The organism is Helicobacter sp. 12S02634-8 (assembly GCF_002272865.1).
GTDB lineage: Bacteria > Campylobacterota > Campylobacteria > Campylobacterales > Helicobacteraceae > Helicobacter_J.
On record NZ_MLAP01000006.1, the window covers coordinates 56,964 to 82,317 of the forward strand.

Sequence of the window (25,354 nt, forward strand, 5' to 3'; positions counted from 1 at the left end):
AAAAATAATCTTTAATTTTTGGCTTTTGCTGATAAAATCGAGTCAAAGCCCAATAACAAGAACAAAACTCAATTCAAAAGGAACAAAATGAAAATACTGATTTTAGCCTTTCTTGCCTCTGCTTATTTGTTGCACGCCGCTCCAGCGCAAGTCCCCCAAAAGCTCACAGACACGCCCATTGATAAGGCTATCAGGGTCAAAGTCGATGGCGCAGAGTATTGCTATGCCCCTGTATTCACGCAAGGGGAGGGGTATATTTATATCGATGATTGCAAGTCTGTCAATGTCAAGTTCGCACGATATGATGTGTTTGAACGTGTGGCTTTCCATATCGATAACAATTGGCTTTGCATGACAGCGCCCAAATCTGTCACAGGTATTGGGGAGGTATCAAGCCAGCCATGGGATTATGTGACCTTGCGGCCTTGTGTGATTAATGACGCCAATCAACGTTGGACAATCAAAGACAATGCCTTTTATGCAGCCAATGGCAAATTCAGACTCAAGCACTATAAATGGTATGCTTATATTTCTAAAAATCCCTCTGATTATTATGACCATACCTTAGATAGTTCGATGGCTACTTGGATAAAAACAATCGCCACACCTGGAAATATCAGCTCTGTGACAAGTTTGGGCTGGCTTTTTGCCCAGACAGGTGCAGCCCCGCAGACTTACTATATCCAAAACAACAAATCCACCACCACTCCCACAGACCTCTATTACAACCCAGAAAATGGGCATATTGCGCAGTATTATCCCAATAGTGGCTCTTTGTATTGCATGCAGTCTAACACCACACCCTCGCAAGATTGGAATTGGGTGAGTTGGGAGTATTGCGATGATGGACTCACACAAAATGCCGATAACAAATCTTGGGATATTTCTATCCAGACAGATGTGCAAGGGGTCATCAAAGATGTTGGGGGCAATATTTTGCGCCTTACGCAATATGGACCCAATTGGGGCGTGCCTTATAGTGCTAAGAGTGCTTATCTTGAGGGCGATACGACAAATACCCCTCTATCGCTATTTATTTTTGATCAAGACATCAGGAATTGGAATCGCTATGTCAATGCTAACTTAGGCGATAATCTGCATTTCTGCCCAGCCCCAGGCGATCAAGAAGAGACCAACAAGCCACAAAAGCGATTCAAGAGGGATTTACCCAGTAGCTTTAGGCTCGATGAAGCTTGGCTGCGGCGATTATGGCAGATTGCTATCAGTAATACCCCACAAGGACAGACCGTGATTGGTATGTGTGGTGTTTGCTTGCTCCACTCTCTGCAGATGGTAGCAGAGCTACAAGAAAATGCAGGTATCAGACCTGCGCTGAGTGCGGGAGGGTATTTTTTTGATACAGCTGATGGGGTCGATCCTTTTGTTTCCTTCCAACAGAGATTCCCTGAGCTTGCTGCAAGAGTCGCCCTCACGACATCTCTTGCAGGCGTTCCTTTGCGACCGGGCGAAACACAAGGCACGCGCGTGCGTCGAGTGACTTGGTCGATATCACTTGCCTTGCTCCCTCAATATCGGTGGATACTCTCTCAAGCGGCCACGACCCAAGCGCAATTTGAGAGCAATATCAATAATCTATTGCAAGCACCTGTGGGCGCTGTCTGGCTTGTGGCTATCGTGAGGAGCAATGCACAAGGCAGTGGCAGAGTGGGGCACGCACAAGTGATTTTACGCACTCAAGATGGCTTGGTGCTAGTCCCTACTAATGTCCCTCAGACGCCTTTTGATGTGTTCAGAGCTCAGCTTGATGCGACGACTTCAGCCACTGAAATCCTCAGCCGGATCACTCTAGGCAATACCCGCACGCTTTTTAGCCTTTCTACCTTGCGGCTTATCCAATCTGATGAGAACCCCATACAATTCACAATGTCGCAAAACAACTGCACAGGTGAGGGCAGCGATAGACGCGGTAGCAGCCATTTCCCTAGGAGCAATTTGGTCAATCAGTGCTTGAGCGGTAGGTGTCTTTTGCAATAGCTTGACTTTTATGCCCCTTGGCAGCAAGGGCAAGTCAGAGGAGGGGGAATCAAACTTTCAAGGAGGTATCGATGATATTTTTTTAATTAATAAATGGATATATAAAGTTTTATAGATATTCAATAAAACTATAGATATGAGTTATCAATAAGATTACAAGGTTTAAGTAGTTTATGATTTCAAGATCCCAGAGGATACAGCAGTTAGAGCCATAATCTGGGATATACAAAAACAGCGATTACCCATCGCACTCAATGGGGTTTAGCAAGACCACTAGGTGTGATGGGTATTTTTCTCAAACCTCTCTTTTGCAAGTAAAAACATCAGAATATCAAGAGTATTTAGCAAATAATAAAGACCCTCAAGTCTTTATAAAATTAGAATAAAAGATTTTAAAAATTTCTATATCTATTATGGTAATATTTTTAAAACATTAATTGTATGGAGTAAAAATGATTGAATTAGAAATTAAAAATCTTAGTGAAAAGATAGGTGCTATCAAAAATAAAGTAACCACAGAAGAAGCTACTAAAAATGCCTTTGTTATGCCCTTTTTGCAAGCACTTGGTTATGATGTATTTGACCCTGAAGTGATAATTCCTGAATTCACTGCAGACATTGGAACAAAAAAAGGAGAAAAGGTTGATTATGCTATTATGCGAGATGGTGAGCCATTGGTAATTATTGAAGTAAAAAAACACACAGAAGTTTTAGATGACCACAACAATCAGTTGGTTCGGTATTTTAATGCGTGCCTAACTTCAAAATTTGCCATACTCACAAACGGCATAGAATATCGCTTTTTTTCTGATATAGATGCACAAAATCGGATGGATAAAACACCATTTCTTATTTTTAATCTTGAAAAGCCCACCCAAAGAGGTATTAAAGAGTTAGAGAGGTTTATGCACTCGGAGTTAAATATTGATGATATCTTAAAGATGGCGAGTGCCAATCGCTATCACCAACATATACAAAAAATTTTTAAAGAGCAGATAGAGAAGCCAACTGACGATTTCGTTCGTATTTTTGCTTCTCAGCTCACAGAAAAACGAATGACAGAGAGTGTTTTAGAGGAATTTAGAGGGCATATTCATCGTGCCTTTAATAATATGATCAACGAGCTAGCTGGCGAAAAAATTATTGCAATTAAAAATAATATTTCTGATAATCAGGAAAAGAATCAAGCTAAAGACCAAACAGAAGAGACAGATATTATTGTTACCACCGAAGAAGAGCTACAAGCTTTTTATATCGTTCGTAGTTTTTTTGCAGATAGAGAAGATATTAAGATTTCTGATATTGGATATAAAGATACCCTAAGCTATTTTGGTGTTTTGTATCAAGATAAGGTAACAAAATGGCTATGCAGATTCTTTCTTAATGGCTCAAAGAAATTTTTTACCCTGCCAGGAGAAAATGGGAAAGACCATCGTATTAATATTGAATCTATTGACGAAATTTATAATTATAAAAAAGAAATTAATGAAGCCTTAGATAAGAGACTTTGAGACTTTTATTGCAAACAAAAGATATCCAGCAATATCTATCATATTTTGGAAGAATCGCCGAAGTCTTAAATGACAAACAAGAGGCTCCAACCACTCATAAATATCTCAAAAATTAATCCAAGCTCTTTTGCTGATTTTCCTCACTTCTGTTTTTATGAAACTATATAAAAATTTAGATAGTTATGCCTAAAATGATTAAAAAGGGGGAGGGTTTAGGGGGGGGGGTGAAAGATATGCCTTGAAATGCAATCTGTCTTGATTTTTTGGGATTTATTGTGGCGTGTGGGTGATTTTGAATTTGTTTGCTCTCTTTTTTGGCTGCTTTGTTTTTGCCTTTTGGAGGAGGGGTTGTTTTGAGTTTTTGGGTGGGTGGGTGTAGAGCGTGATGGTTTCATAATCGCTGCTTAAGGTAACAGAATCTCTTTGGATATGTGTGATGTGGTATTGAGAGAATTGCTGCCCTTGCACAAACCACTTGCCATTGATTCGGGCTTTTTGGTTGATAATCATCTCTAGCTGGGGCTTTTGGAGGATTTCTGGGTTGAATACATCAAAAATAGCTTGCTTGGGGATTATGCGCGGTGTATCAAAGGCTTCTTTGGTTAGCTCATAAGATTGCTCACCAAAGAGCATGACTCCAACTAGCCCTATCAAGCATATAGCCCTCATAGCATATTCCCTAGATTTTTAATCTGTATTTCATAGGTGAGTATAGAGTCTTGTGGGGATATGCGTAAGTCTTCGACAAAGACAAAATACTGCTCTTCTAGCACGCGCATCCACTCCATAAAGTCCTGAAAATCCCCTTGCAAAAGCAAGGTCAAGCCATCTTTTTGTAGAGCGATGTCAGCGATGGGTTCAAGATGGTGGTGCTTGGTGTGTGTTTGGAGCCAAACAAGCAGTGCTTCATTGTCTTTGGATACTTTTTTGAAGCTCTCTAATAGGGGCGGCGTGTGGGGTGGCTTTGTGTCTTGGAGGTGTGCGCTGAGCTTGTCTTTGAGTAAGGTGTTGTTGTGGTAGTTAGACTGCTGCTTGTCATGGGCTTGTTGTTGGAGGGCGAGTGATTGGGAGGTTAGAGGGAAGAGCCAAAAATAAATGACAGAAAAAATCAATGCAATCAGCAGGGCTATGAGTGTCCAATATTCTTGCTTGCTTTTGCTTTGAATATAGTTTTCAAGACGCAAAATCCCATTATAAAACATTGTAAGTCCAAATGATTTGAGCCCTAGGGGGTTGGGCGTCAAGGGTGTGGCTAAAAATTTGTGTGCTTTTTGCTTGCGGGAGGGAGGTTTTGAGCTTGGTGATTGCTGTTGTGAGGTTTTCTGAAGAATCGCTTGAGATTTCAAGACCTATCACGACAGCATTGCCCCAAATATCCCCGCTCACATAGAGGTCTTTGAGCTGGATATGGTAGCTTTTGAGTATCTGGGTGAGCTTAGCGATGAGTGCATAGCGAGGGATATAGGAAGTCTGGGCTTGATGAATAGCTAGCAAATCTTTTTGCGTGATGGGCTTTAAAGATTGGGGCGCAGTGGCTTTATAGGCAGTTTTGAGTGATTGGATCTGATGGGAGATCGCAAGATTTTGGTCGATGAGTTTTTGGGTTTGGTGCTTGATATAGAGGCTTTCAGATAGTTCAATCATGGGATATATGAGCATTAAAAGTGTCACACAAGCTATCAAGAGGAGGAGCTTTGAGGTGTGGCTTTGGTAAAAAGAAAAGGCAGGTTTTAAGACTAAAAGAGGCAGTGCTTTGGGGGTTTTATGCGCAAAATACAAAAAAGAGAGCGTGGCTATGGGCTGAGGGCTCCGAGCAACTAAGGTGCTTAATGGGATAAAAGGAACGGGTAATTCAGGGTAGCTTGTATCCTCTCCATAGATGGCTATTGGGGAGATTGAATAGATTGTATGGATATAATCTAGGGCATTGATAATCCCATCAAAATCTTGACACAAGGCAGTGTAAGCAAGCTTGCCTTGATGATAAAACACAAGAGTTTCTCCGAGCAAAAATAGATGTGCTTCTCTGAGTGTGCTCTCTAAAACCATCGGCAAGAAAACATCAGGGATACAGACTTGATGGGGGTTGATAGAAGTTGCTAGGAGTGCATAGATATGGAATACACTCTCTGAGGGGCTATCTTCACAGAGATACACAAAAACATAAGGCAGGTTGGCTTCAAAAATACCCATTTCAAGGCAACGCACATACAGCCAATCTTTGGTATCCACTCCATCTGCGGGCAATGTGTGTTTTGGGGCGCGGATTTGTCCTTTGATGAGATGACTCAAAGGGATACAAGAGAGGAGTTTGCTGTTTTTAGAGGGGGTTATGGGACGCAAATGGGTATCGATACACCCATCTTGTGTCATAAAGACAACTTTATTGCTCCTTTTAAGCCCTAATGTCAAGCCACTCTCCATACAGACACAAAATCACTGCTATCCCCACCCGATTAACCCCCCCCATATCAAGGGCAAATCAAAGCATACTTAATGCTTAGAATTCTATCAAAATCAAGATTATTTTACAATGAAAGGTCAGGAAATTTATCCACTATTTTTGTCTAAAGCCAAAAAGTGTGTCAAAAATAAAACCATTTACAGGTTTTGAAGGACAAATATAATCTAAAATATCATCTAAGCAAGGCACGATAAAGCCAAAAGGCACGACAAAAGCTATAAAGCCATAAAAATAATCGCGTGATAAAAATTTCATTAAATAAAGTTAGGAGATTTGTAGGAAATAATGGTCGGAGTAGCGGGATTCAAACCCACGACCTCACCCACCCCAAGGGTGCGCGCTAATCAGGCTGCGCTATACTCCGTTTGCAAAGCAAGGGTGTGATTATAGCACAAAATCACAGAAATCAGAGGAAAATTAGAAACTTTTGCTCCAACTCATATGGTGCTTGTTATGGAATATTTGTTGCTTGAAATCACTTGAAATGAGGCAAATATTTTGCTTTTTGAAGCTTTTCTTAAATTGATAAGGAAATATTGCCGAAATATCGCCAAGGAGAGCATTTGCAAGGAGAGAAATTGAAAGTTTTTATGGTATTTCAAAGCCGTTTGACCTTGTGTGTGTTGGTTGCGCTTTTATCGTGTTGTGTGCTCTTGAGGGCTGAGAAAATCGGGGATATTGCTAATATCGTTGGTGTCAGAGATAATCAGCTCATCGGCTATGGGCTTGTCATAGGGCTCAATGGCACAGGCGATAAGACCAGCTCTAAATTCACGATGCAATCGATTTCTAATATGCTAGAGAGTGTCAATGTCAAAATCTCTCCTGAAGATATCAAGTCTAAAAATGTCGCAGCTGTGATGATTACAGCCTCTTTACCCCCCTTTGGTAGGCAGGGCGATAAAATCGATATACAAATCTCTTCAATCGGTGATGCAAAGTCTATTGAGGGAGGGACTTTGGTGATGACGCCTTTAAATGCTGTTGATGGCAATATTTATGCAATCGCGCAAGGTGCAGTGGTGCTAGGGAATTCGCAAAATATGCTTTCTGGCACGGTGGTCAATGGAGCGACTATAGAACGCGAGGTTACTTATGATCTCTATGACAAGACAGGCATGACATTGAGCTTGAAAAATTCTAATTTTCAAAATGCTATCAAAATCCAAAACACGCTCAATGAGGTCTTTGGCTCAGATATTGCAGTAGCCATTGACCCTAGAACTATCAAGATAGTCCGGCCTGCTAAGTTGAGTATGATAGAATTCCTTGCGTTGGTTCAAGAGGTGCAGGTGGATTATTCCCATCGTGAAAAAATCATTATCGATGAAAAATCAGGCACAATTGTCGCAGGGGTGGGGATTGTTGTGCGTCCTGTGGTGGTAAGCAGTGGGGATATTACCATCAAAATCACACGCGATACTCCCATAGATGGCGATGCACAAAAGCTCGATGCAGACACGACTTTTGACCCAAAAGAAAGCACCTTAAATACTCAAGGCAAGCTCACGACCATCTCAAGTGTTGTCAAAGCCCTCCAAAAGATGGGGGCGAGCCCTAAGAGTATGATTTCTATTCTTGAAGCAATGAAAAGAAGTGGCGCTATCAGTGCTGAAATTGAGGTGATATGATGCGTATAGATACAAAAGGGATTTATGAAAATGCTGCTGTGCAACAAGTGCTAGACCATCGGCCCAATAGCCGTGATGATAAGGTCTTAAAAGAGCAGACAGACGCCTTTGAGGCCTTGTTGCTTAAATTTCTTTTAGATACTTCTTTGAAGCTTGATGACCCCTTGTATCCCAAGCAAGCAGGCGCTGAAATCTATCAATCCCTCTACAAAGACCAGCTTTCTAAAGAGCTCAGTGGGAGTTTTGGCTATAGTCAGTTATTGTTTGATTTCCTCAAAGAGCAGCAACTTGGCAAGCGATAAGCTTTCGGGCAAAAACACACTCACACTCCAAGACACCCCAAAGACTGACACAGCCGATGAAGGGGTAATTGGAGAGTCCTTGCTCCAAAAGCTCGAACCCAAGGATAAGCAAGAATTATTAGAGCGCTTGAACGAATTTATCCTCCAAACCTATAAAATCGAAAAAGAATTCAAAGACTACAAAGCCCTTTATGAGTGGGTGATAGAGATTTTGCCCCAAGCGATATGGGTGATCAATGGCAATGGGAGTTTTTTTTATAAAAATACCTTAGCTGAGGGGCTCAAGCCACTTTTTTCAGAGGCCAAGAAGTTGGATTTTGATGGTGAAGTCAAGGCTGAGGGGAGGACTTATTTGTTCCAAAATAATAGTATTCAAAACAAGCAAATCATCACAGCCACAGACATCACAGCCCAAAAACGCCAAGAGCGCCTTGCTTCAATGGGGCAAGTTTCTGCACATTTAGCCCATGAAATCCGCAATCCCATCGGCTCTATTTCTCTGCTTGCTTCTACCTTGCTCAAGCGCGTTGATAGCACTTCAAAGCCCATTGTCTTTGAGATCCAAAAGGCGCTATGGCGGGTGGAGCGTATCATTGCTGCGACTTTGCTTTTTTCTAAAGACATACAAATCCATAAAAAGCCCTATGCCCTCAATGCTCTTTGTGAGGAGCTAGAAGAGGCTATTGAGCGATACACTTACAGCAAGGTGATTGATTTTAAGTTTGATTTTTCTGCGCAGGAGGCGTGGTTTGACTGGGATTTGATGGGGATTGTGCTCCAAAACTTTATTTATAATGCCATCGATGCGATCGAAGATAGCGAAGTATCCCAAGGCCAGATTGTGATAAAAGCATTTGTTATGGGGGATAAGATTGTGTTTTCTATCAGCGATAATGGCAAAGCTATCGAAAATAAAGCCTTGCTGTTTGAACCCTTTGAAACCACCAAACTCAAAGGAAACGGCTTAGGGCTCGCACTTTCTTTGCAGATAGTCCAAGCCCATAATGGGAGTATTGAGCTTTTAGATACCGCAGAAAAGACCTTTAAAATCGAGCTTGCAAACACCTAAACCCAAAAACTTTTAAAAATAAATCAAACGATAAAAGATGATTGTAGCATTTGGAATGTTGAAATGTGAATTTGGTTTGGATTTATTTACACTTGTGCTATATGATTGAGATTATCTCAAAAGATAAAATTTTTCGATAAAAGGATTTTTCATGAGTAGCGTTAAAATTTTGAAACAACTTCAGGCTGATTCGATCGTGCTTTTTATGAAGGTGCATAATTTCCACTGGAATGTAAAAGGCTCAGATTTTTACAATACACACAAGGCAACAGAGGGAATTTATGAAAACTTTGCTGATATGTTTGATGATTTGGCTGAGCGCATTGTCCAACTAGGTGATAAGCCTGTGGTGACCTTGAGCGAAGCTTTAAAGCTCACTAAAGTCAAAGAAGAAACCCGATCAGATTTCAGATCTAGCGATGTGTTTAAGGGCATTTTGCAAGATTATGAATACCTTGAAAAAGAGTTCAGACAGCTATCAGATACAGCTGAAAAAGAAAACGACAAAGTCACTGTGGCTTATGCTGATGAACAGACTGCTAAGCTCCAAAAAGCCCTTTGGATGCTCAAAGCAGAATTAGCCTAATCGCTCCACCCCTTATTTGAGGGGTGTTTCTTGTATCTTTCTTGATTGTGTTATAATACCTCCATCTATAACTAAAAGCTAGCACTAGGGTTTGTGATGATAAAAATACTCCATACTACCGACGCCGATTTTGAAGTCAATTTCCAAAAGATACTCAATCGTGGGAAACTCGATATCAAAAATGTGCACCAAAAAGTCCAAAACTTACTTTGTGAAATCGCTACAGATGGAATCGATGCAGTTTTAGCACACATCAAGACCTTTGATCGCTGGGCGCCCCAATCACTCCAAGATATTATTATCTCCCCGCAAGCTTGCAAAGAGGCTTATGATGGGCTTGATAGCGCGACTAAAAAGGCTCTGCATACAGCCTATGAGCGTATCTATGCCTTCCATATGAAGCAAAAGCCCAAAACTTGGCTTGATATTGAAGACAATGGCAGTATCCTAGGGCAAAAGGTTAGCCCTATGCAACGTGCTGGTTTGTATATCCCAGGGGGGAAGGCAGCTTATCCGAGCTCTTTATTGATGAACGCTATCCCTGCGATTGTCGCAGGTGTTAAAGAAATCGTTGTTTGCACGCCCACTCCTGATGGTATCTCCCATAAGCTTTTGCTCGCAGCTGCCCATCTATGCCAAATCCAAGAGATTTATGCTGTCGGTGGGGCAAGTGCGATTGGTGTGATGGCATATGGTGTTGCAGGGATTGAGAAGGTTGATGTCATCACAGGACCGGGCAATATCTTTGTTGCCACGGCCAAAAAGCTAGTCTTTGGCGAAGTCGCTATCGATATGATCGCAGGCCCTAGTGAGATTGCTATCATCGCAGATGATGGGGCAAACCCCAGATATATCGCGCACGACCTGCTTTCACAAGCTGAACACGATGAAATGGCAAGCGCTATTCTCATCACTCCAAGCCTATCCCTTGCCCAAGAGAGCTTGCAATTTCTCCAAGAGATTTTACCATCTTTAGAACGCACAGATATTGCCAGAGAGAGTATCACACATCGTGGGGCTATCATCATTGCTAAAGACCTAGAAGCGTGCGTTGCTTTGAGTGATAGGATTGCTCCTGAACACCTAGAGATACTCACGCACAATCCCTTTGAAATCCTCCCTAAAATCCAGCACGCAGGGGCGATATTTTTAGGCGAGCATACCCCAGAGCCAATCGGTGATTATCTCGCAGGTCCCAATCACACACTCCCTACAGGGGGCAGTGCGCGGTATTTTTCTCCTTTAGGGACGGAGCATTTTATGAAAAAAAGTTCTGTGATTAGCTTTTCGACTCAAGCGATCGCAGAGCTTGGTGAGTCTTGTGCGGCTTTAGCACATTTAGAGGGGCTTATGGCCCATAAAAAGGCAGTTTTAGCCAGATTGAAAGGAGCAGAAAAAAATGTGGGAAAACTTTGATGAGCTTGAGGTGCTTGAGGGCTCTCCGATTGAAAAATGGAAAGATGTGATTTTTAATGCAAGTCGCAATCTTGCTTCTATGGAGCTAGAGAGGTTGCTTGAATTGCAAGCTTTTTATGAAGTGGCTTTTGAGGATTTTGAGCTAGAGGGCAGGCTGAGAGAATTGCATATGAAACTGCGGGAAGATACAGCATTTCAAGAAAAGGTCGCCCACCAAAAAAACAATATCGCTATTGAATCGATGGCTAAAATACTCAGTGAAAATGAGTAGGCTTTGCTGGGTCTTGATTTTTGTGCTAGTATCGTGGGGCAAAGAGCCAGTTTGGAGCTTTGACCGCAATATTACTTTGAAAAAAGACCAGATATATCAAGGGGTTGTTTATAAAGACACGATAGAAAAGCCCCTTGTTTTGCGATGGACTTTGTATAAAAATTTTGGGCTTGTGTTGTATGTGAATTATGATGGTTTCCCACATCAATTTGTGCTTTATAGGGATTATCAGAGAGATATGCTGCGTTTGGAGCTTTTTGGAGAGGGGCATTTGGAAAATGCTTCGTATTTGTATGTCGCATTTAGGGACTTTAGCCCAAAAGACCAGAGTGCCAAGCTATGGATAGGAGTATCAGGAGATGCGCAATTTTTGAGAAAATAAGGAGAGCATAGGCAGATGTTAGAGAAAATCCAAGAAAAAATACAGAGTTTTCTGCATCAAGTAGAGGGGGAAAATGTCGCTTCTTTGAGTGCGCAAATGCATTTTGGGAAAATGCTAAGAAGTAAGCTGATTTTAGCCATCTGCCCCCACCACCCAAAGACCCTTGAGCTGTGTGCTATCATTGAGATGATCCAGAGTGCTTCATTGCTCCACGATGATGTGATCGATGCATCACAAATGCGTCGGGGGAAATCCTCTTTAAATGCTGTGTTTGGAGATAAAAACGCTATCATGCTCGGAGATGTGTTCTATGCAAAAGCGTTTTTTGAACTCACCAAGCTGCCCCCACCCATCGCTCAGTGTATTGCAAAATCTGTCATTGAGCTTGCAAAAGGAGAGATTGATGATGTGTTTTTGAGCACACATTTCAACCCCCATAAAGACAAATATCTCCAAATGCTCCAAGACAAAACAGCCTCTTTGATTGCAGCAAGTGCAGAGTCAGCTGCTATTTTAGCAGGGCTTGAAGCGTCAAAATACCGAGATTATGGCCGCAATCTTGGTATCGCATTTCAGATTATTGATGACTTGCTTGATATCACTCAAGATAGCAAAACGCTCGGCAAGCCAGCTATGAGCGATTTCAAAGAGGGCAAGACGACCCTGCCTTATATCCTTTTGTATGCAGCGCTCCCAGAGGAGCAAAAAAAGATTTTGATTTCTTATTTCAGAGAAGATACAATACAAGCACAAAAATGGCTCAAAGAGCATTTTGAAGAATATGGTATCATCGCTTTGGTCGCACAAGAAGCTAGAGAATATGGCCAGAGGGCATTAGCAGCGATTGCCAAAGAATCCAACCCTTTGCTTGAAGAAGTGGTGCAAACTATGATTTACAGGGAGTTTTGATGGAACAGACAGCACAATATTTAGCGATCAGTTTTTCACACAAAAATACTCAAATCGCTACACGCGAAAAGCTCGCCTTTGCCTCTAATGAATCGATAAAAGAGTTTTTGCAAACACTCAAAAACCAAAATCCCGATATCTTAGAAATTCTCTTACTCTCTACTTGCAATCGCGTTGAAATCTACATTTACACGCACAATGCTGAATCCATCACAGACAAAGTAACCACAGCGCTCGCAGCCCTCAAAGACCTTTCAGATAGCTATTTGAGAGAAATCGCAGATGTGTATATCCAAGAGGGGGCTGTCCATCATGTATTTTGCGTAGCTAGCAGTTTGGATAGTATCGTCGTGGGTGAAACTCAGATAGCAGGGCAGCTCAAAAGTGCGTATAAATTTTGCTTTGATAATGGATTTTGCGGCAAGGGCTTGACACGATTGGTGCATTTTGCCTTTCGCTGTGCAGCCCAAGTAAGAAACGCAACACAAATTTCACAAAATGCCGTATCTGTAGCTTCTGTAGCTGTCAAAAAGGCCAGTGCGATTTTAGAAAATGACGCGATCAAAGACAAAATTGCTGTTGTGATCGGGGCAGGTGAAATGGGTGCTTTGCTCAGCAAACATCTTTTGGTCTGTGGGTATCGTATCTTGCTCTTAAATCGCAACAAAACCCACGCCCAGACCCTCGCGCAAACGCTCAACGCCCAAACTCCAAATTCTGTAGAAGTGCGTAATTTTTCTGAACTTTCCACACTCATCAATCAATACCCTCTTTTACTCGTAGCCACAGCAGCCCCTAGCCATATCGTGCTAGATTCTATGATAGAGCCCAGTGATTTCAAGCGCTTTTGGTTTGACCTCTCTGTGCCTAGAAATATCCAACCTCCCTCCATGGAGGGGATCACACTTTTTAGTGTTGATGACTTAGAGCAAGTCATGCACGAAAATCTCGCTAACAGAAAGCGCAACACCACCAAGGCCTATGAAATCATTGGTATTTATACCTTAGAGTTTTTCAAATGGCTCTCAAGCCTAGGTGTTGAGCCTGTCATCAAAAAACTCCGAGATATGGCAAAAGACGCGTCTTTAAGAGAGCTAGACCGCGCTATCAAAAAGGGCTTCCTCCCCAAAGAGTACAAAGAAAATGTGGCAAAAATCCTCCACAATGCGTTCAATATATTTTTACACCAACCCACGATTAATATCAAAAAACTCTCCGACAAAGAAGAAGCTGATCCGATTATCGAGGCCATCAAAGGGGTTTTTGGTATCGATGATGAAGCCATATTGATCAATCGCTATAAATGTGAATATGACACGATTTTGAACTGATTAATCATTTAAAGCAAAGGATATTGATGCGATTTTCCCAGACTTTTATCCCCACAACCAAAGAAAGCCCCAAAGATGCGATATTAAAGAGCCATCAGTTTTTAATTCGTGGAGGGTTTATCCATCAGATTGGCTCAGGGATTTATGATTTTTTGCCCTTAGGCAAGCGTGTTTTAGACAAGATCACCCAAATCATCAAAGAAGAAATGCAGGCTGCAGGCTCTTGTGAGATTATGATGGGTTTTGTTGTGCCTGCGGAGTTATGGAGGGCAAGTGGGCGCTATGAGAAATATGGCAAAGAACTCTTGAGATTTGCAGACAGAAAAGACAATGAATTTATCCTCGGACCAACTTATGAAGAGAGCGTGACTGCTATTGTCAAGACCTATGTGAAAAGCTACAAGCAACTCCCGCTCAATCTCTACCAGCTGCATATCAAATTTCGCGATGAACTCAGACCTCGGTTTGGCCTAATGCGCACGCGTGAATTCGTGATGAAAGACGCCTATAGTTTCCACGCAGATACTCAAGACCTCCAGAGAGAATTTACACATATGGAAGCGACTTATCGACGCATTTTCAAACGCTTAGGGCTGGATTTTAGAGTGGTTGAGGCTGATAGTGGGGCGATTGGCGGGAGTGGGAGCAAGGAGTTTGTTGTCTTAGCTGCGTGTGGGGAAGATACGATTGTGATCTGTGAGCAGTGTGAATATGCAGCCAATATCGAAGCAGCCAAGCGCACCAAACGCACCGAGCCACCACACCCCCCAAAAGCTGCATTTGCTAAGTTCCACACGCCTAGTATCGGCACAATCGAACGACTGAAAGATTTTTTCAAAATCGATGGATTTTTCACCATCAAAGCTGTTGTGCGTAAGGCTATCTTTGACCCCAAGACTCACAAAGCCCCAGAATTGGTGTATTTCTTTTTGCGCGGAGATGATGACTTAGAGATGACCAAAGCGCTCAATGCCCTTAACCAGCTAGGGGCTGAGGCGCTAGAACTCCAAGACGCTAGCACAGAAGAGATTGCTAATAGTGGCTTGTTTGCAGGCTTTATTGGCCCTTATGCTTTGAAAAACATCACACAAGCGCATTATATTATTTTTGACACTGATTTGTATGAAGCAAGAGATCTGATTTGTGGGGCTAATGAAAGGGATTATCATTTTGTGGGCGTGGATTTGAGTTTGTTTGAATCCCTGACATATGCAGACATCGCCCAAGTGCGGGTGGGGGATAGTTGTCCGTGTTGTCAGGGCAAGCTTGTGTATCAAAAGGGTATCGAAGTTGGCCATATTTTCAAGCTCAATCAACGTTATTCTGCACCTTTGGGGGCTCATTTCTTAGATAGTTCTGGCAAGAGCTTGCCTTTTGAAATGGGTTGTTATGGGATTGGTGTTTCTAGGTTGCTCCCAGCGATTTTAGAGCAAAAGAGCGATATGAAGGGCTGTGTATGGACAAAGGCCAGTGCACCTTTTGATATTGATATTATCATCTCTCACGCCCAAGACACACACCAAAATACCTTTGCCTCAGAGCTTTATGCAAGCTTACATAGTGCAGGAGTTGCAGTGCTTTTAGATGATAGAGATTTGCGATTTGGTGTGAAAATGACAGATTTTGAACTCATAGGCCCTAGATTTGCTCTGATCGTGGGTAAGTCCTTAGAAGAGGGGCGTGTGGAGTTGGTCAATCGGGAAAGCTTGGAGCGTGAATTCTTAGGTCTTGAGGGCTTGAAGGAAGCGATTCTTTTGAGGTTAGAGAGGGATTGAAATGCCCTTTTTGTATATTTTGATATGGGCGTATTTGGCTCTTGAAGTTTTTTTGATTGTTATTTTTGTGCAAACATATGGCTTTGGGATATTTTTTTTAGAGGTGGTTATCAGCGGCATATGGGGGTTTTTGATTCTTTTGAGCGCACAAGTGAATATTTTAGAGAGTTTATCAAGAGTGTTTGCGCACCAAGTCAATGCTTTTGGCGCTATCAGTGGGAATATTGCTCGTGTGCTAGGAGGCGTGCTTTTGATTATGCCAGGGGTTTTGAGTGATGTATTTGGCGTGCTTTTGTTGCTTGTGAGTTTCCTTGCTTTGCATACATCGCTTTTTTCTCGCTCCATCTTTGCTAGCAAACGCGCAAACACCACAGAAAATGCAAGAGAAAATAGCGATATTATCATCGATGCAGAGATTATCGACACAGAAACTGCCAATACAAATAGCCCTAAAATTCCAAAACAGGAGCAACAATGAGAGAGCTTGTCATCGGGACGAGAGGGAGTGTGCTGGCCTTATGGCAAGCAGAGCATATCAAAGAAAGACTGCAAAAGGAGCTAGGATTATCGAGCCGACTTGAAATCATCAAGACCAAAGGCGATAAAATCCTAGACACTCCCTTGGCTAAAATCGGTGGGAAAGGGCTATTCACTAAAGAGCTTGAAGAAATGCTTTTAGCGCAAAAAATCGATTTGGCCGTGCATTCACTCAAAGATGTGCCAGTCGAATTCCCAGAGGGGCTGGGGCTTGCGTGTATCACGCAAAGAGAAGATGTCAGAGATTGCTTTTTGAGCCATCATTATGCCAACATCACAGCCTTGCCTAAGGGCGCTAGAGTGGGCACAACTTCAATGCGCCGCACTATGCAGCTCAAAGCCATACGCCCTGATTTGGATACTCAAAGCTTGCGCGGTAATGTCCAAACAAGGCTCAAAAGGCTAGAGGACAATGCTTTTGATGCGATTATCTTAGCGCAAGCAGCCCTCAATCGCTTGGGTATCTCAAAGGCTCAAGTGCCTTTTATCACACCACTTTCTACAGAAGTCATGCTCCCAGCGATGGGGCAGGGTGCTTTGGGGATTGAGATGTGTTTAGAGAGTGAATTATTTGCTCAGATAGAGAGATTGGGACATACGCAGAGTGCCTTGTGCTGCGGGATTGAACGCACTTTTGTGCAGGCTTTAGATGGGGGGTGTCAGGTGCCTATTGGTGTGTATGCTTGTGTGCGTGAAAAAAAGGTGATTTTAAATGCTGTGATCGGTCTGCCAGATGGCTCGATTATGCTTGAAGATAGCATAGAGGGTAGGCTTGATGATGGCTCAAAACTGGCCTTGATACTTGCACATCGTATGATCCAAAAGGGAGCTAAGGAGCTTTTAGCCCAAGCGCAGGAGATGGCCTTTGATACATAGCACACCCCCCAAGCCCCTAAAATCTCCAAAGTCTCCAAAATCTCAAGAAACTCCAAAAATTCAAGAAATTCAAAGAGCTTCTCAAGTCCCTCAAGATCCCCAAAGACCCCATAATCTCAAAACCTCCAAAGCCCCTCAAATCGCCCAAAGTTCGCAAAATCTCACAACCCCCCAAGCCCCCCATTTTACTGCAACGCCCTCAGTGTCGCTAGCTCCTCAAGTCTTGTGCGGGCTTTATGGGATTTCTGATGCAGTCCTCACGCCCTATGATAGGATATTTGAGATGTTGGAAAGGGCGATTATGGGAGGTTTGAAGATATTCCAACTGCGCGATAAAATCCATAGCGATACAGACCTTGCCCCTCTTTGTGTCAAGCTCATGCAAGTATGTGCTTCTCATGGTGTTTTGTTTGTCCTCAATGACCGAGCACGACTTGCTCAAGAGCTCCAAGCCCCTGCTTTGCATATCGGTAGTGCTGATGGGATTTTGAGCGATATACGGAAGGATTTTAAGGGTATCATTGGTGTGTCTTGCTATGATAGTCTTTCTCTAGCCCAAGAAGCGCAAGATAAAGGGGCTGATTATGTGGCTTTTGGAGCATTTTTCCCCTCAAGCACTAAGCCCAATGCTAAAAGAGTCGCCCCAGAGATACTTTTAAGAGCTAAAGAAACCATACAAATACCTATCTGTGCGATTGGTGGGATCACTTCTTTGAACGCCCATCAACTCAAGAGCACGCAAATGATTGCTGTGATTGGAGGGCTTTGGCGGGGAGATGTTTTAGAAAATGCTAGAGAGTTGCAGAAGTGTTGGCAAGCTTAGCTGACTATTTAAACACTTAAAAGAGGAGAGGGGCTATTATCGGGGGGGGGGAGCAATAAGGACAGCGAGAAAGAAAGCAAGAAAGAAAAAAAGAAAGGAAAGAGGGGACTTGCCCCTTGTTTTTGCTCCCCCATTATTTGGCTCCATCGTTATTTGACTAGCCCATTATTTGGGTTGCTCCGATTTGCCCCTATGACTTGATTTGATTTGCCCTATTATTTTTTGCCATTATCTTGTTTTGGGATTGGCTTCATTGACACGAATTGTTCGGCTCATAAACTCGGTATTGTCTAAAGCATCGATTGCCTTGAGCGCTTGATCATCTTCCATTTCTACAAACCCAAAGCCCTTGGCTCTGCCTGTATCTCTGTCGCTGATAAGCTTGACAGATACTACATTGCCATACTTGCTAAAAAGCTCTTTGATGTCCTCGTTGGTCGCACTATAGGCGAGATTTCCTACATAAATACTTTTCAATTCAATTCTCCATATACTAAAAATTAGAGGCAGACCTCAACAAACACGGATCCTTTAATGTGTAGGCAGAGGAATCAAGGATACACAACCACCAATAAACTCAAACTTACATACTAAAGTATGGTATAGTAAGCTACTTAAGCTTTAAAAACAATTAAAAAACATTATTCATTACGCAAAACTGATAATGCATCAATACTCGAAGCCTTTTTGGCTGGATAATATGAAGCAGCACAGACAATCAGCACAGCCCCAAGTAATGTCGCACAAAAATCCACCACAGATAGGTCAATAGGGAGCTTTGTGATACCATAAACATCAGCAGGCAAAGAGATAATCGGGAAAGTCCTTAGCACATACAACACCACACCAGAGAGCATAACACCCAGCACTATCCCCCCACAGCCGATACAATTCCCCAGCCAAAAAAATGTCTTTTGGATTTCTTTGGCCCTTGTGCCCATACTCAAAAGCAGTGCAATCTCTTTGCGCCGATTCATAATAACCATCAGCAATGAACTGATAATATTCAATGAAGCCATCAAAATAATCAACATCAGCACGATAAATAACGCACGTTTCTCTAATGCCATCGCAGAAAAAAAGTTGCCATTTTGTTGCCACCACCCCTCAAGCGAAAGGCTTTGATGGGGAATATCATTGAGCGCTAGACGGATTTTTTCTATATCTTCCATTGGCCTGTCTGAATAGATATGGATCCCATCATACACCCCTTGGGGGATATTTTTGATCGCAGCGAGTGCAGAGAGATTGGTATAGATATAACTTGTGTCATATGCCCTAAGCCCTGAAGTGAAGACCCCTCCTATTGCAAATCGTTTCATCACAGGCGAAAGGCTTAACCCCATCGGCTCTAACTGCGTGAAAAACAGCGAGATTTTCTCTCCCACCTCCACTCCAAGCATTTCAGCAAGCCCCTCGCCAACAATCAATGCGAACTTGTCTTGCTTGAACTTTTGGATATCGATATTTTGGATAGCTTTCTGGAGCACACCATTGATTTGTGCTTCTTTTTGGATATCCACTCCAAAGATAATACTCGCTCCCATCACGCCATGCGCCCTTGCTACAGACTGCATACGCACATAGGGGCTAAAGATGAGTTTGGGGAATCGCTCTTGTAGGGATTGGAGCGTTTGGCTAGAAATCCCCTGCCTGCTTGTAGCATATAATGTAATCGGATAATTCATCACAAAAAGCTTTTTTTCAAACTCCTTACTCATGCCGTTCATGATTGCCATCGCCACAATCAAAACCATCACCCCCACCCCCACACCAACAAAGGCTAAAATCGCTGTGATGGAGATAAAGGGCTGTGTTTTATCAAAGCGTAAATAACGTCGGATAAGAAAGCCGCTCAAAGCCATTGGCACACCTTATTCACCCTTATGGGCTAGCAAACCTTTTTTAGGGCCACTTTTCCCGCAGCATTGCTTGTATTTTTTCCCACTATTGCACGGGCAAAGCTCATTGCGCATGATTTTTTTCCCTCCTATGCCTTGTGTGGGATTTTCTTTAATGGCTTGATTTTTGGTCGTTTGATTTTGGAGATGGTTTTCTTGTAAGTTTGCTTGGATCGCTTGGGCATTGTAGTCGAGATTTTCTTGATTCTCTTGGAGTTCTTCTATGATTTTTTGTGCAGAATCTTGGGCTTCTTCGCTTGTGTTTTCAGCTTGGAATTGTATGATATGCAATGTCTTGATTGCCTCTGTCTTGATGGATTCAATCAGCTCTAAAAACAAATTATAGCTTTCTTTTTTGTATTCAACCAAGGGGTCTTTTTGGTTGTAGCTACGCAGACCAATGCCTGTTTTGAGATTATCCATCGTATAAAGATGCTCACGCCACGCATTATCAAGGACTTGCAGATAAATCACTCTTTCGATTTCATTTCTTTGCTCTGGTGTGAGGGGGGACATCTTTTTGTCATAGGACTGCTCAAGTTGGGCTAAAATCGCTTGTTGCACGCCCCCATCATTGACATCAATCACTCCCATGCCCCCATCACTCCCCTCACCCAAAGCCCCATCAAGCACCACTTCTAGCCCAAAATCTTCTTTGATAATCGCCCGCAGTGCTTCTTTATCTGTATCCACCCCCTCGCCAAAGAGTGCTTGGAGTCTTGAAAGACTCTGTGATAGGGCATATTGACGATTTTCATCGATACGCGCACGCATATCATAGTTGGGATCAAGGAGCTCATTTCTGAATTTATACACCGTTTTTCTTTGCTCATTTGCGACATCATCATACTCCAAGAGGTGCTTACGGGATTCAAAATGCAGATTTTCTACCTTTTTTTGTGCTTTTTCTACAGCACGCGTTACGAGTCCTGATTCGATATGCTCGCCATTATTCAGCCCCAAGCGCTCCATCACGCCCTTGATTCTATCGCTACCAAATATCCTGAGTAAAGGATCTTCTAAGCTCAAATAAAACTGACTTGTCCCCACATCGCCCTGACGCCCAGAACGCCCACGGAGCTGGTTGTCTATGCGCCGACTCTCGTGTCTTTCTGTCCCGATGATATAAAGCCCACCGAGTGCTTTGACTGTATCATCAAGCTTGATATCCACACCCCGACCAGCCATATTAGTTGCAATCGTTACAGCCCCCTTTTTGCCCGCGTCTTTGATAATCTCAGCCTCTCTTGTGTGCTGCTTAGCATTTAAGACCGTATGGGGTATGCGCTCTTTTGTCAGCAAATGGTGGAGTGTTTCACTCTTTTCAATGCTCGCAGTCCCCACCAATACAGGCTGGCCTTTGGCGTGGAGTTCTTGTATCTTTTTAATCACAGCTTGGAATTTTTCCTCCTCGCTTTTATAGACCAAATCATTGAGATCGCACCTTTTGATGGGGACATTTGTGGGGATAGACACCACTTCAAGATTATAGATTTGCAAAAACTCGCTCGCTTCAGTCTGTGCTGTCCCTGTCATACCTGAGAGTTTTTCATAGAGTCTAAAATAATTCTGAAAAGTAATATCTGCAAGTGTCTGGCTTTCTTCTTTGATCGCCACGCCCTCTTTGGCCTCGATAGCTTGATGTAGCCCCTCAGAGAAGCGCCGCCCCTCGCTCAAACGCCCAGTAAATTCATCAACAATGATGACCTCACCTTCTTGCACGACATAATCTTTGTCTTTGATGAAAAGAAAATTTGCCTTCAGGGCTTGATCGAGATGATGGGAAAGCGCGGCATTTTCGATACTATAGAGATTATCAATCCCAAAGAGCTCCTCAGCCTTTTTGATACCATTTTCACTGATAAGAATTACGCGATTTTTTTCATCGATACTAAAATCCTCAGCCGCAGACAGCTTTTTAGCGACCTTATCAGCACTTTCATAGTTTTCCATCTTGCGATTGATAGGGCCAGATATAATCAAAGGCGTGCGCGCTTCATCAATGAGTATAGAATCCACCTCATCGACAATGGCAAAAAAGTGCTGTTTTTGCACCTTTTGATCGAGCGAATATTTCATATTATCCCGCAGATAATCAAAGCCAAATTCATTATTAGTCCCATACACAATATCTTTTGCATAGATTTCTAAACGCGTTGCATCGTCTTTGACCCCTGCTGTAATCACCCCGATACTATAGCCCAAAAACGCATAGAGTGGCTCCATTTCTTTAGCGTCCCTGTGGGCGAGGTAGTCATTGACCGTAACAACATGCACGCTTCGTGCCTCCATCGCATAAAGTGCCACAGCGAGCGTGGCTACAAGCGTCTTGCCCTCTCCGGTTTTCATCTCTGCAATCTTCCCCTCACACAAGACCATTCCCCCAATGAGCTGGACATCAAAGTGGCGCATATTCAAAACGCGTTTAGAAGCCTCACGCGTAATAGCAAAACTATGTTCAAGCACACCATCAAGGCTTTGCGTCTTTTCTTGCACCGACTGCTTGAGCGCCCTAAAGGCTTCTTGCAGCTCCCCATCACTATAGCTCTGATATTTGCTCTCAAGTGCGTTGATAGCCCCTAAGCGCCTTTGGTATTTTCTGATGAGTTTGTCGTTGCGAGTCCCGATCACCGACCCTATGAGTTTTCGTATCATGATTTGCCTTGTGTTGGATTTGCCTTGTGTTGTGTGCCTAGTTTTGAGGCATAACTATTTGGTTTGGATTCTAACACATTTACGATAAAATTCCTCATAAACCATTAAATTCTTCAAGCAAGCAAGGTCAAGTGATGCGACAATCCCGTTTTGTATCTCGATTTTTTTTATTGTGTTTTTCTTTGTGTGTGTGCGCACATCTCTCTTATGGGGCGTTTGCTGATATCAAGAGCTTTCAAGCTGATTTTATCCAAACCGTATCTGCCCCTGACACAGGGACAATCACCTACCAAGGGCATCTCATCGCCCTCTCTCCCCATAGCGTCCGTTGGACTTACACCACCCCAAGCCCCAAAACCATCTACATCACCGACCACACAGCCATCATCTATGAACCCCGCTTATCTCAAGCCACCATCACGCGCCTAGACCAAAAGACCGACTTCCTCTCTATCCTCCAAAAAGCCATTTTGCAAACTGATGGCAGATACCGTTCCCAAGTGGGCGAAACGACCTACTACCTCACGCTCAAAGACGACAAACCCTATCTTTTAGAGTTTCAAGACAGCTTCGACAACACCACCAAAATCCGCTTCCTCCACCCCATCATCAACGCCCCCATCAATGCAAGCGAATTTGTCTTCACCCCTCCAGATGGGATTGATATCATCTCGCAGTAAAAATTTAAAATACAAAAAAGAGTTTTTTAGAGCCTGAAATAAAAAGCCTCTTAGAGGCTAAAGTGGTCTTGGGATTATGAAAAAAATCTATCAAAAAATATGCAAAAATCTACACAAAAACTCGCAAAATAGGTGGTTTTAGAGGAAAATTGTATCAATTAAAGTGTTTTAAAATAAGCTATAAGCGTTATCTTTTGCTAGAATTGATTTTTCTAAAAATAAGCTGATTGCAGTATCATATCAAGCCAAAATATTCTCTAGCTTTTTTCTTGTTAAATCTTTAGATGAAATAATTTTTGGATTTTCTTGCATGAAGTCCGATGTGTCATAAATCTCACTAGCAACAACTATAAAATAACCATCTTTTTGAAGTATTGAATTTACTTTATCTTTATTTAAATCTGTGCCAAGAGTGAATAAAAATAAAGCGTCTACGCTTAGATCATCAATATTTTCATGGTTTTGCTTATATCGTTCTCGCAAGGTTCTTTTTGCCGAAATACCCACTTTTTTATCCTTGATGATAAAAATAAAATCATATTCCATTGCTTGAACTTTATGGGAACGACCCAATAATTTATCCACTATGGGCATTAAAGTCAGTTCTATCCTGCTCTCATAAGAATGCCCTGCTGTGCTTTTTATCGACTGACTCACACTTTCATTGACAATCAACAAAAACATATTATTGCAATGGATCTGATAAATATGGGTAAGCTTTGAAATCTGCATATTTATATTCTTGACTATCTGATTACTCGCAGTTAATAAAAATTCGCTCTTTCTCTCAGTGTTTGTAAGCGCAAAACATAAAAGAGAACTCAATACTTTCTGCCCATATGGCAAGCTTAAATTCTTTGAATCATATTCAATACTGAGCTTATCTAACTTTCCCAATATAAAACGCCTATTTTGTGTGTATGCCTTTGCTTCTGCTAAAATCAAATCTTTAAATAAAATCAATTCTATGCCCACGCTTACCATATCAAACCACATTTTACTATCATTGCCAATCAGGCTTATCAATCCATCATAATCTTTTTTCTTTGTTTCGCTTTTGATGATTTGTGAAGAATATAAAATATCTTTTAATCGCGTGTGATTGTTTTTGTGATTCTCAAGCAGATGGAGCATTTCTTGAAAATCTAAAAGTTGCTTTGCTGTAAAATTGCATTGAACGATTTTCTTTAAAATCGTATAAAAATAAAGATTATTGTCATAAATCTCATCATTGCTTAAAGCATTGTTTTTCAAAAAATACTCCTAAAATTCTTTTGCATCATTCAATGATTTGAATATCTGCTTGGCAACTGCGTGGATCATCTTTACTGGGACAGAGTTTCCAAATTGTCTATAGGTTTGTGTGTCGCTACAAACTATCTTAAATGTATCTGGAAACCCTTGGAGTCTGGCAGCTTCTCGCACGGTTAGTTTTCTTGGATTTTTTCCTTTTTGAGCTATTAGGATTTCGCTACCATCTTTATAATACCTTGCTGAAATTGTGCTTGTATAGGGCGAATTTTCATCAAATAGACAATAACCAAAGCCATTGCCTTTTGCTTTTTGAATCTCTTTTCTGCGTTGGTGGGAAGCCCATAAATGGTCTGAAATTGTATATTTTGGGTCGGGTGATTTTTCTAAAATATCTCCCAATTTAATCTTTTGTTCATGAGGTTGTGGAAAATCAAATGCAACTTTATGGTTCTTAAATCCAACAATGATGATTCTCTCCCTATTTTGGGGCACTCCGTAATCCTTGGCATTTAAAATCTTAAAAAATACTTTATATTTCAAATCCTCTTCCAAAATATTTTTAATCGTTTTAAATGTATTTCCACTATTGTGATTCAATAAACCCTTGACATTTTCAAGCATAAAACATTTTGGTTTGTGAAACTTCAAAATCCTAGCTATCTCAAAAAACATCGTTCCACGAGCGTCTTCAAAACCTTTGCGTTTGCCTGCTATGCTAAATGCCTGACAAGGAAAACCACCCAATAAAATATCAAAATTAGGAATATCAGATTCTTTGATTTGCGTAATATCTCCACTTGGTTTTTCACCCCAGTTTGCTTCATAAGTCTGACAAGCAAATCGATCGATTTCACTCGAAAACACACACTGACCACCCTCAATTTCAAAGCCATATCTAATACCACCAATCCCAGCAAACAAATCAATAAATTTAAATGGTTTTGGCTCGATGTGTTCTCTATTTGACAGAGTATGCATAGAAAATA

General features: G+C 42.0%; 24 protein-coding genes and 1 tRNA gene. 16 read left to right on the plus strand and 9 right to left on the minus strand.

Going from position 1 to position 25,354, the window contains the following annotated elements:
* The first annotated feature begins 87 nt into the window (after positions 1-87).
* Together BKH46_RS05050 and BKH46_RS05055 are read left to right on the plus strand one after the other, a co-directional pair.
* Complete coding sequence (locus tag BKH46_RS05050; RefSeq protein WP_095225753.1) at positions 88-1,995, plus strand: DUF1561 family protein; 1,908 nt, start codon at positions 88-90, stop codon at positions 1,993-1,995.
* A 452-nt stretch (positions 1,996-2,447) separates the two neighbouring features.
* Entirely contained in the window at positions 2,448-3,506 is a 1,059-nt protein-coding gene (locus tag BKH46_RS05055) for a type I restriction endonuclease (protein WP_095225754.1), read from the plus strand.
* Between the two features lie 270 nt (positions 3,507-3,776).
* On the opposite strand, the gene BKH46_RS05060 is transcribed toward BKH46_RS05055, so the two are convergent.
* From BKH46_RS05060 to BKH46_RS05075, 4 genes are all read right to left on the minus strand, one after another.
* Complete coding sequence (locus BKH46_RS05060; RefSeq protein WP_095225755.1) at positions 3,777-4,175, minus strand: hypothetical protein; 399 nt, start codon at positions 4,173-4,175, stop codon at positions 3,777-3,779.
* Positions 4,172-4,708, minus strand: coding sequence for a hypothetical protein (locus BKH46_RS05065; protein ID WP_095225756.1), 537 nt, complete (start codon positions 4,706-4,708; stop codon positions 4,172-4,174). The genes BKH46_RS05060 and BKH46_RS05065 overlap by 4 nt, the downstream gene beginning before the upstream one ends.
* Positions 4,698-5,918, minus strand: coding sequence for a hypothetical protein (locus BKH46_RS05070; RefSeq protein ID WP_095225757.1), 1,221 nt, complete (start codon positions 5,916-5,918; stop codon positions 4,698-4,700). The genes BKH46_RS05065 and BKH46_RS05070 overlap by 11 nt, the downstream gene beginning before the upstream one ends.
* Before the next feature lie 338 nt (positions 5,919-6,256).
* Positions 6,257-6,334, minus strand: a tRNA-Pro gene (locus tag BKH46_RS05075).
* Between the two features lie 226 nt (positions 6,335-6,560).
* On the opposite strand from BKH46_RS05075, the gene BKH46_RS05080 reads away from it, so the two are divergent.
* From BKH46_RS05080 to BKH46_RS05140, 13 genes are all read left to right on the plus strand, one after another.
* The gene (locus BKH46_RS05080; protein WP_095225827.1) at positions 6,561-7,601 is read left to right on the plus strand and encodes a flagellar basal body P-ring protein FlgI; all 1,041 of its coding nucleotides are present in this window, start codon (positions 6,561-6,563) and stop codon (positions 7,599-7,601) included.
* On the plus strand, positions 7,601-7,903 hold the full coding sequence (locus BKH46_RS05085) for a hypothetical protein (RefSeq protein WP_095225758.1): 303 nt from the start codon (positions 7,601-7,603) through the stop codon (positions 7,901-7,903). Before BKH46_RS05080 ends, BKH46_RS05085 begins: the two co-directional genes overlap by 1 nt.
* 67 nt (positions 7,904-7,970) lie before the next feature.
* A complete protein-coding gene (locus BKH46_RS05090) occupies positions 7,971-8,972 on the plus strand; it encodes an ATP-binding protein (RefSeq protein WP_253248310.1) in 1,002 nt (333 codons plus the stop codon).
* A gap of 151 nt (positions 8,973-9,123) precedes the next feature.
* On the plus strand, positions 9,124-9,558 hold the full coding sequence (locus tag BKH46_RS05095; RefSeq protein WP_095225759.1) for a Dps family protein: 435 nt from the start codon (positions 9,124-9,126) through the stop codon (positions 9,556-9,558).
* Positions 9,559-9,657: 99 nt separating this feature from the next.
* Positions 9,658-10,974: a histidinol dehydrogenase gene (gene hisD / locus BKH46_RS05100; protein ID WP_216358699.1), complete on the plus strand. Its 1,317-nt coding sequence runs from the start codon at positions 9,658-9,660 to the stop codon at positions 10,972-10,974.
* Positions 10,958-11,245, plus strand: coding sequence for a DUF2018 family protein (locus BKH46_RS05105; RefSeq protein WP_095225761.1), 288 nt, complete (start codon positions 10,958-10,960; stop codon positions 11,243-11,245). Before hisD ends, BKH46_RS05105 begins: the two co-directional genes overlap by 17 nt.
* Complete coding sequence (locus BKH46_RS05110) at positions 11,232-11,627, plus strand: hypothetical protein (protein ID WP_143428913.1); 396 nt, start codon at positions 11,232-11,234, stop codon at positions 11,625-11,627. The genes BKH46_RS05105 and BKH46_RS05110 overlap by 14 nt, the downstream gene beginning before the upstream one ends.
* Positions 11,628-11,642: 15 nt before the next feature.
* Positions 11,643-12,536, plus strand: a complete 894-nt coding sequence (locus tag BKH46_RS05115) for a polyprenyl synthetase family protein (protein ID WP_095225763.1) — start codon at positions 11,643-11,645, stop codon at positions 12,534-12,536.
* Positions 12,536-13,867, plus strand: coding sequence for a glutamyl-tRNA reductase (gene hemA / locus BKH46_RS05120; protein WP_095225764.1), 1,332 nt, complete (start codon positions 12,536-12,538; stop codon positions 13,865-13,867). Before BKH46_RS05115 ends, hemA begins: the two co-directional genes overlap by 1 nt.
* A 26-nt stretch (positions 13,868-13,893) precedes the next feature.
* Positions 13,894-15,642, plus strand: a complete 1,749-nt coding sequence (locus tag BKH46_RS05125) for a proline--tRNA ligase (protein WP_095225765.1) — start codon at positions 13,894-13,896, stop codon at positions 15,640-15,642.
* A gap of 1 nt (position 15,643) precedes the next feature.
* Positions 15,644-16,120 (plus strand): FxsA family protein, encoded by a 477-nt coding sequence (locus tag BKH46_RS05130; protein WP_095225766.1) that lies wholly within the window; start codon positions 15,644-15,646, stop codon positions 16,118-16,120.
* A complete protein-coding gene (gene hemC / locus BKH46_RS05135) occupies positions 16,117-17,055 on the plus strand; it encodes a hydroxymethylbilane synthase (RefSeq protein WP_095225767.1) in 939 nt (312 codons plus the stop codon). Before BKH46_RS05130 ends, hemC begins: the two co-directional genes overlap by 4 nt.
* Entirely contained in the window at positions 17,045-17,878 is an 834-nt protein-coding gene (locus tag BKH46_RS05140; protein WP_253248306.1) for a thiamine phosphate synthase, read from the plus strand. Before hemC ends, BKH46_RS05140 begins: the two co-directional genes overlap by 11 nt.
* A gap of 228 nt (positions 17,879-18,106) precedes the next feature.
* Here BKH46_RS05140 and BKH46_RS05145 read toward each other — a convergent pair whose 3' ends face one another.
* From BKH46_RS05145 to secA, 3 genes are all read right to left on the minus strand, one after another.
* Positions 18,107-18,355 carry an RNA-binding protein gene (locus BKH46_RS05145; protein WP_095225768.1) on the minus strand — a complete coding sequence of 83 codons (249 nt, stop codon included), beginning with the start codon at positions 18,353-18,355 and terminating at the stop codon, positions 18,107-18,109.
* A 164-nt stretch (positions 18,356-18,519) separates the two neighbouring features.
* Positions 18,520-19,749: an ABC transporter permease gene (locus BKH46_RS05150; protein WP_095225769.1), complete on the minus strand. Its 1,230-nt coding sequence runs from the start codon at positions 19,747-19,749 to the stop codon at positions 18,520-18,522.
* 3 nt (positions 19,750-19,752) lie between these two features.
* Entirely contained in the window at positions 19,753-22,434 is a 2,682-nt protein-coding gene (gene secA / locus BKH46_RS05155) for a preprotein translocase subunit SecA (RefSeq protein ID WP_095225770.1), read from the minus strand.
* Between the two features lie 134 nt (positions 22,435-22,568).
* Between secA and lolA the strand changes: the two genes are divergently transcribed.
* Positions 22,569-23,114 carry a LolA-like outer membrane lipoprotein chaperone gene (lolA, locus tag BKH46_RS05160; RefSeq protein WP_095225771.1) on the plus strand — a complete coding sequence of 182 codons (546 nt, stop codon included), beginning with the start codon at positions 22,569-22,571 and terminating at the stop codon, positions 23,112-23,114.
* Positions 23,115-23,354: 240 nt separating this feature from the next.
* On the opposite strand, the gene BKH46_RS05165 is transcribed toward lolA, so the two are convergent.
* Positions 23,355-24,368, minus strand: a complete 1,014-nt coding sequence (locus tag BKH46_RS05165) for a hypothetical protein (protein ID WP_095225772.1) — start codon at positions 24,366-24,368, stop codon at positions 23,355-23,357.
* Positions 24,369-24,377: 9 nt separating this feature from the next.
* Positions 24,378-25,346, minus strand: a complete 969-nt coding sequence (locus BKH46_RS05170) for a DNA cytosine methyltransferase (RefSeq protein ID WP_095225830.1) — start codon at positions 25,344-25,346, stop codon at positions 24,378-24,380.
* Positions 25,347-25,354 lie beyond the last annotated feature (8 nt).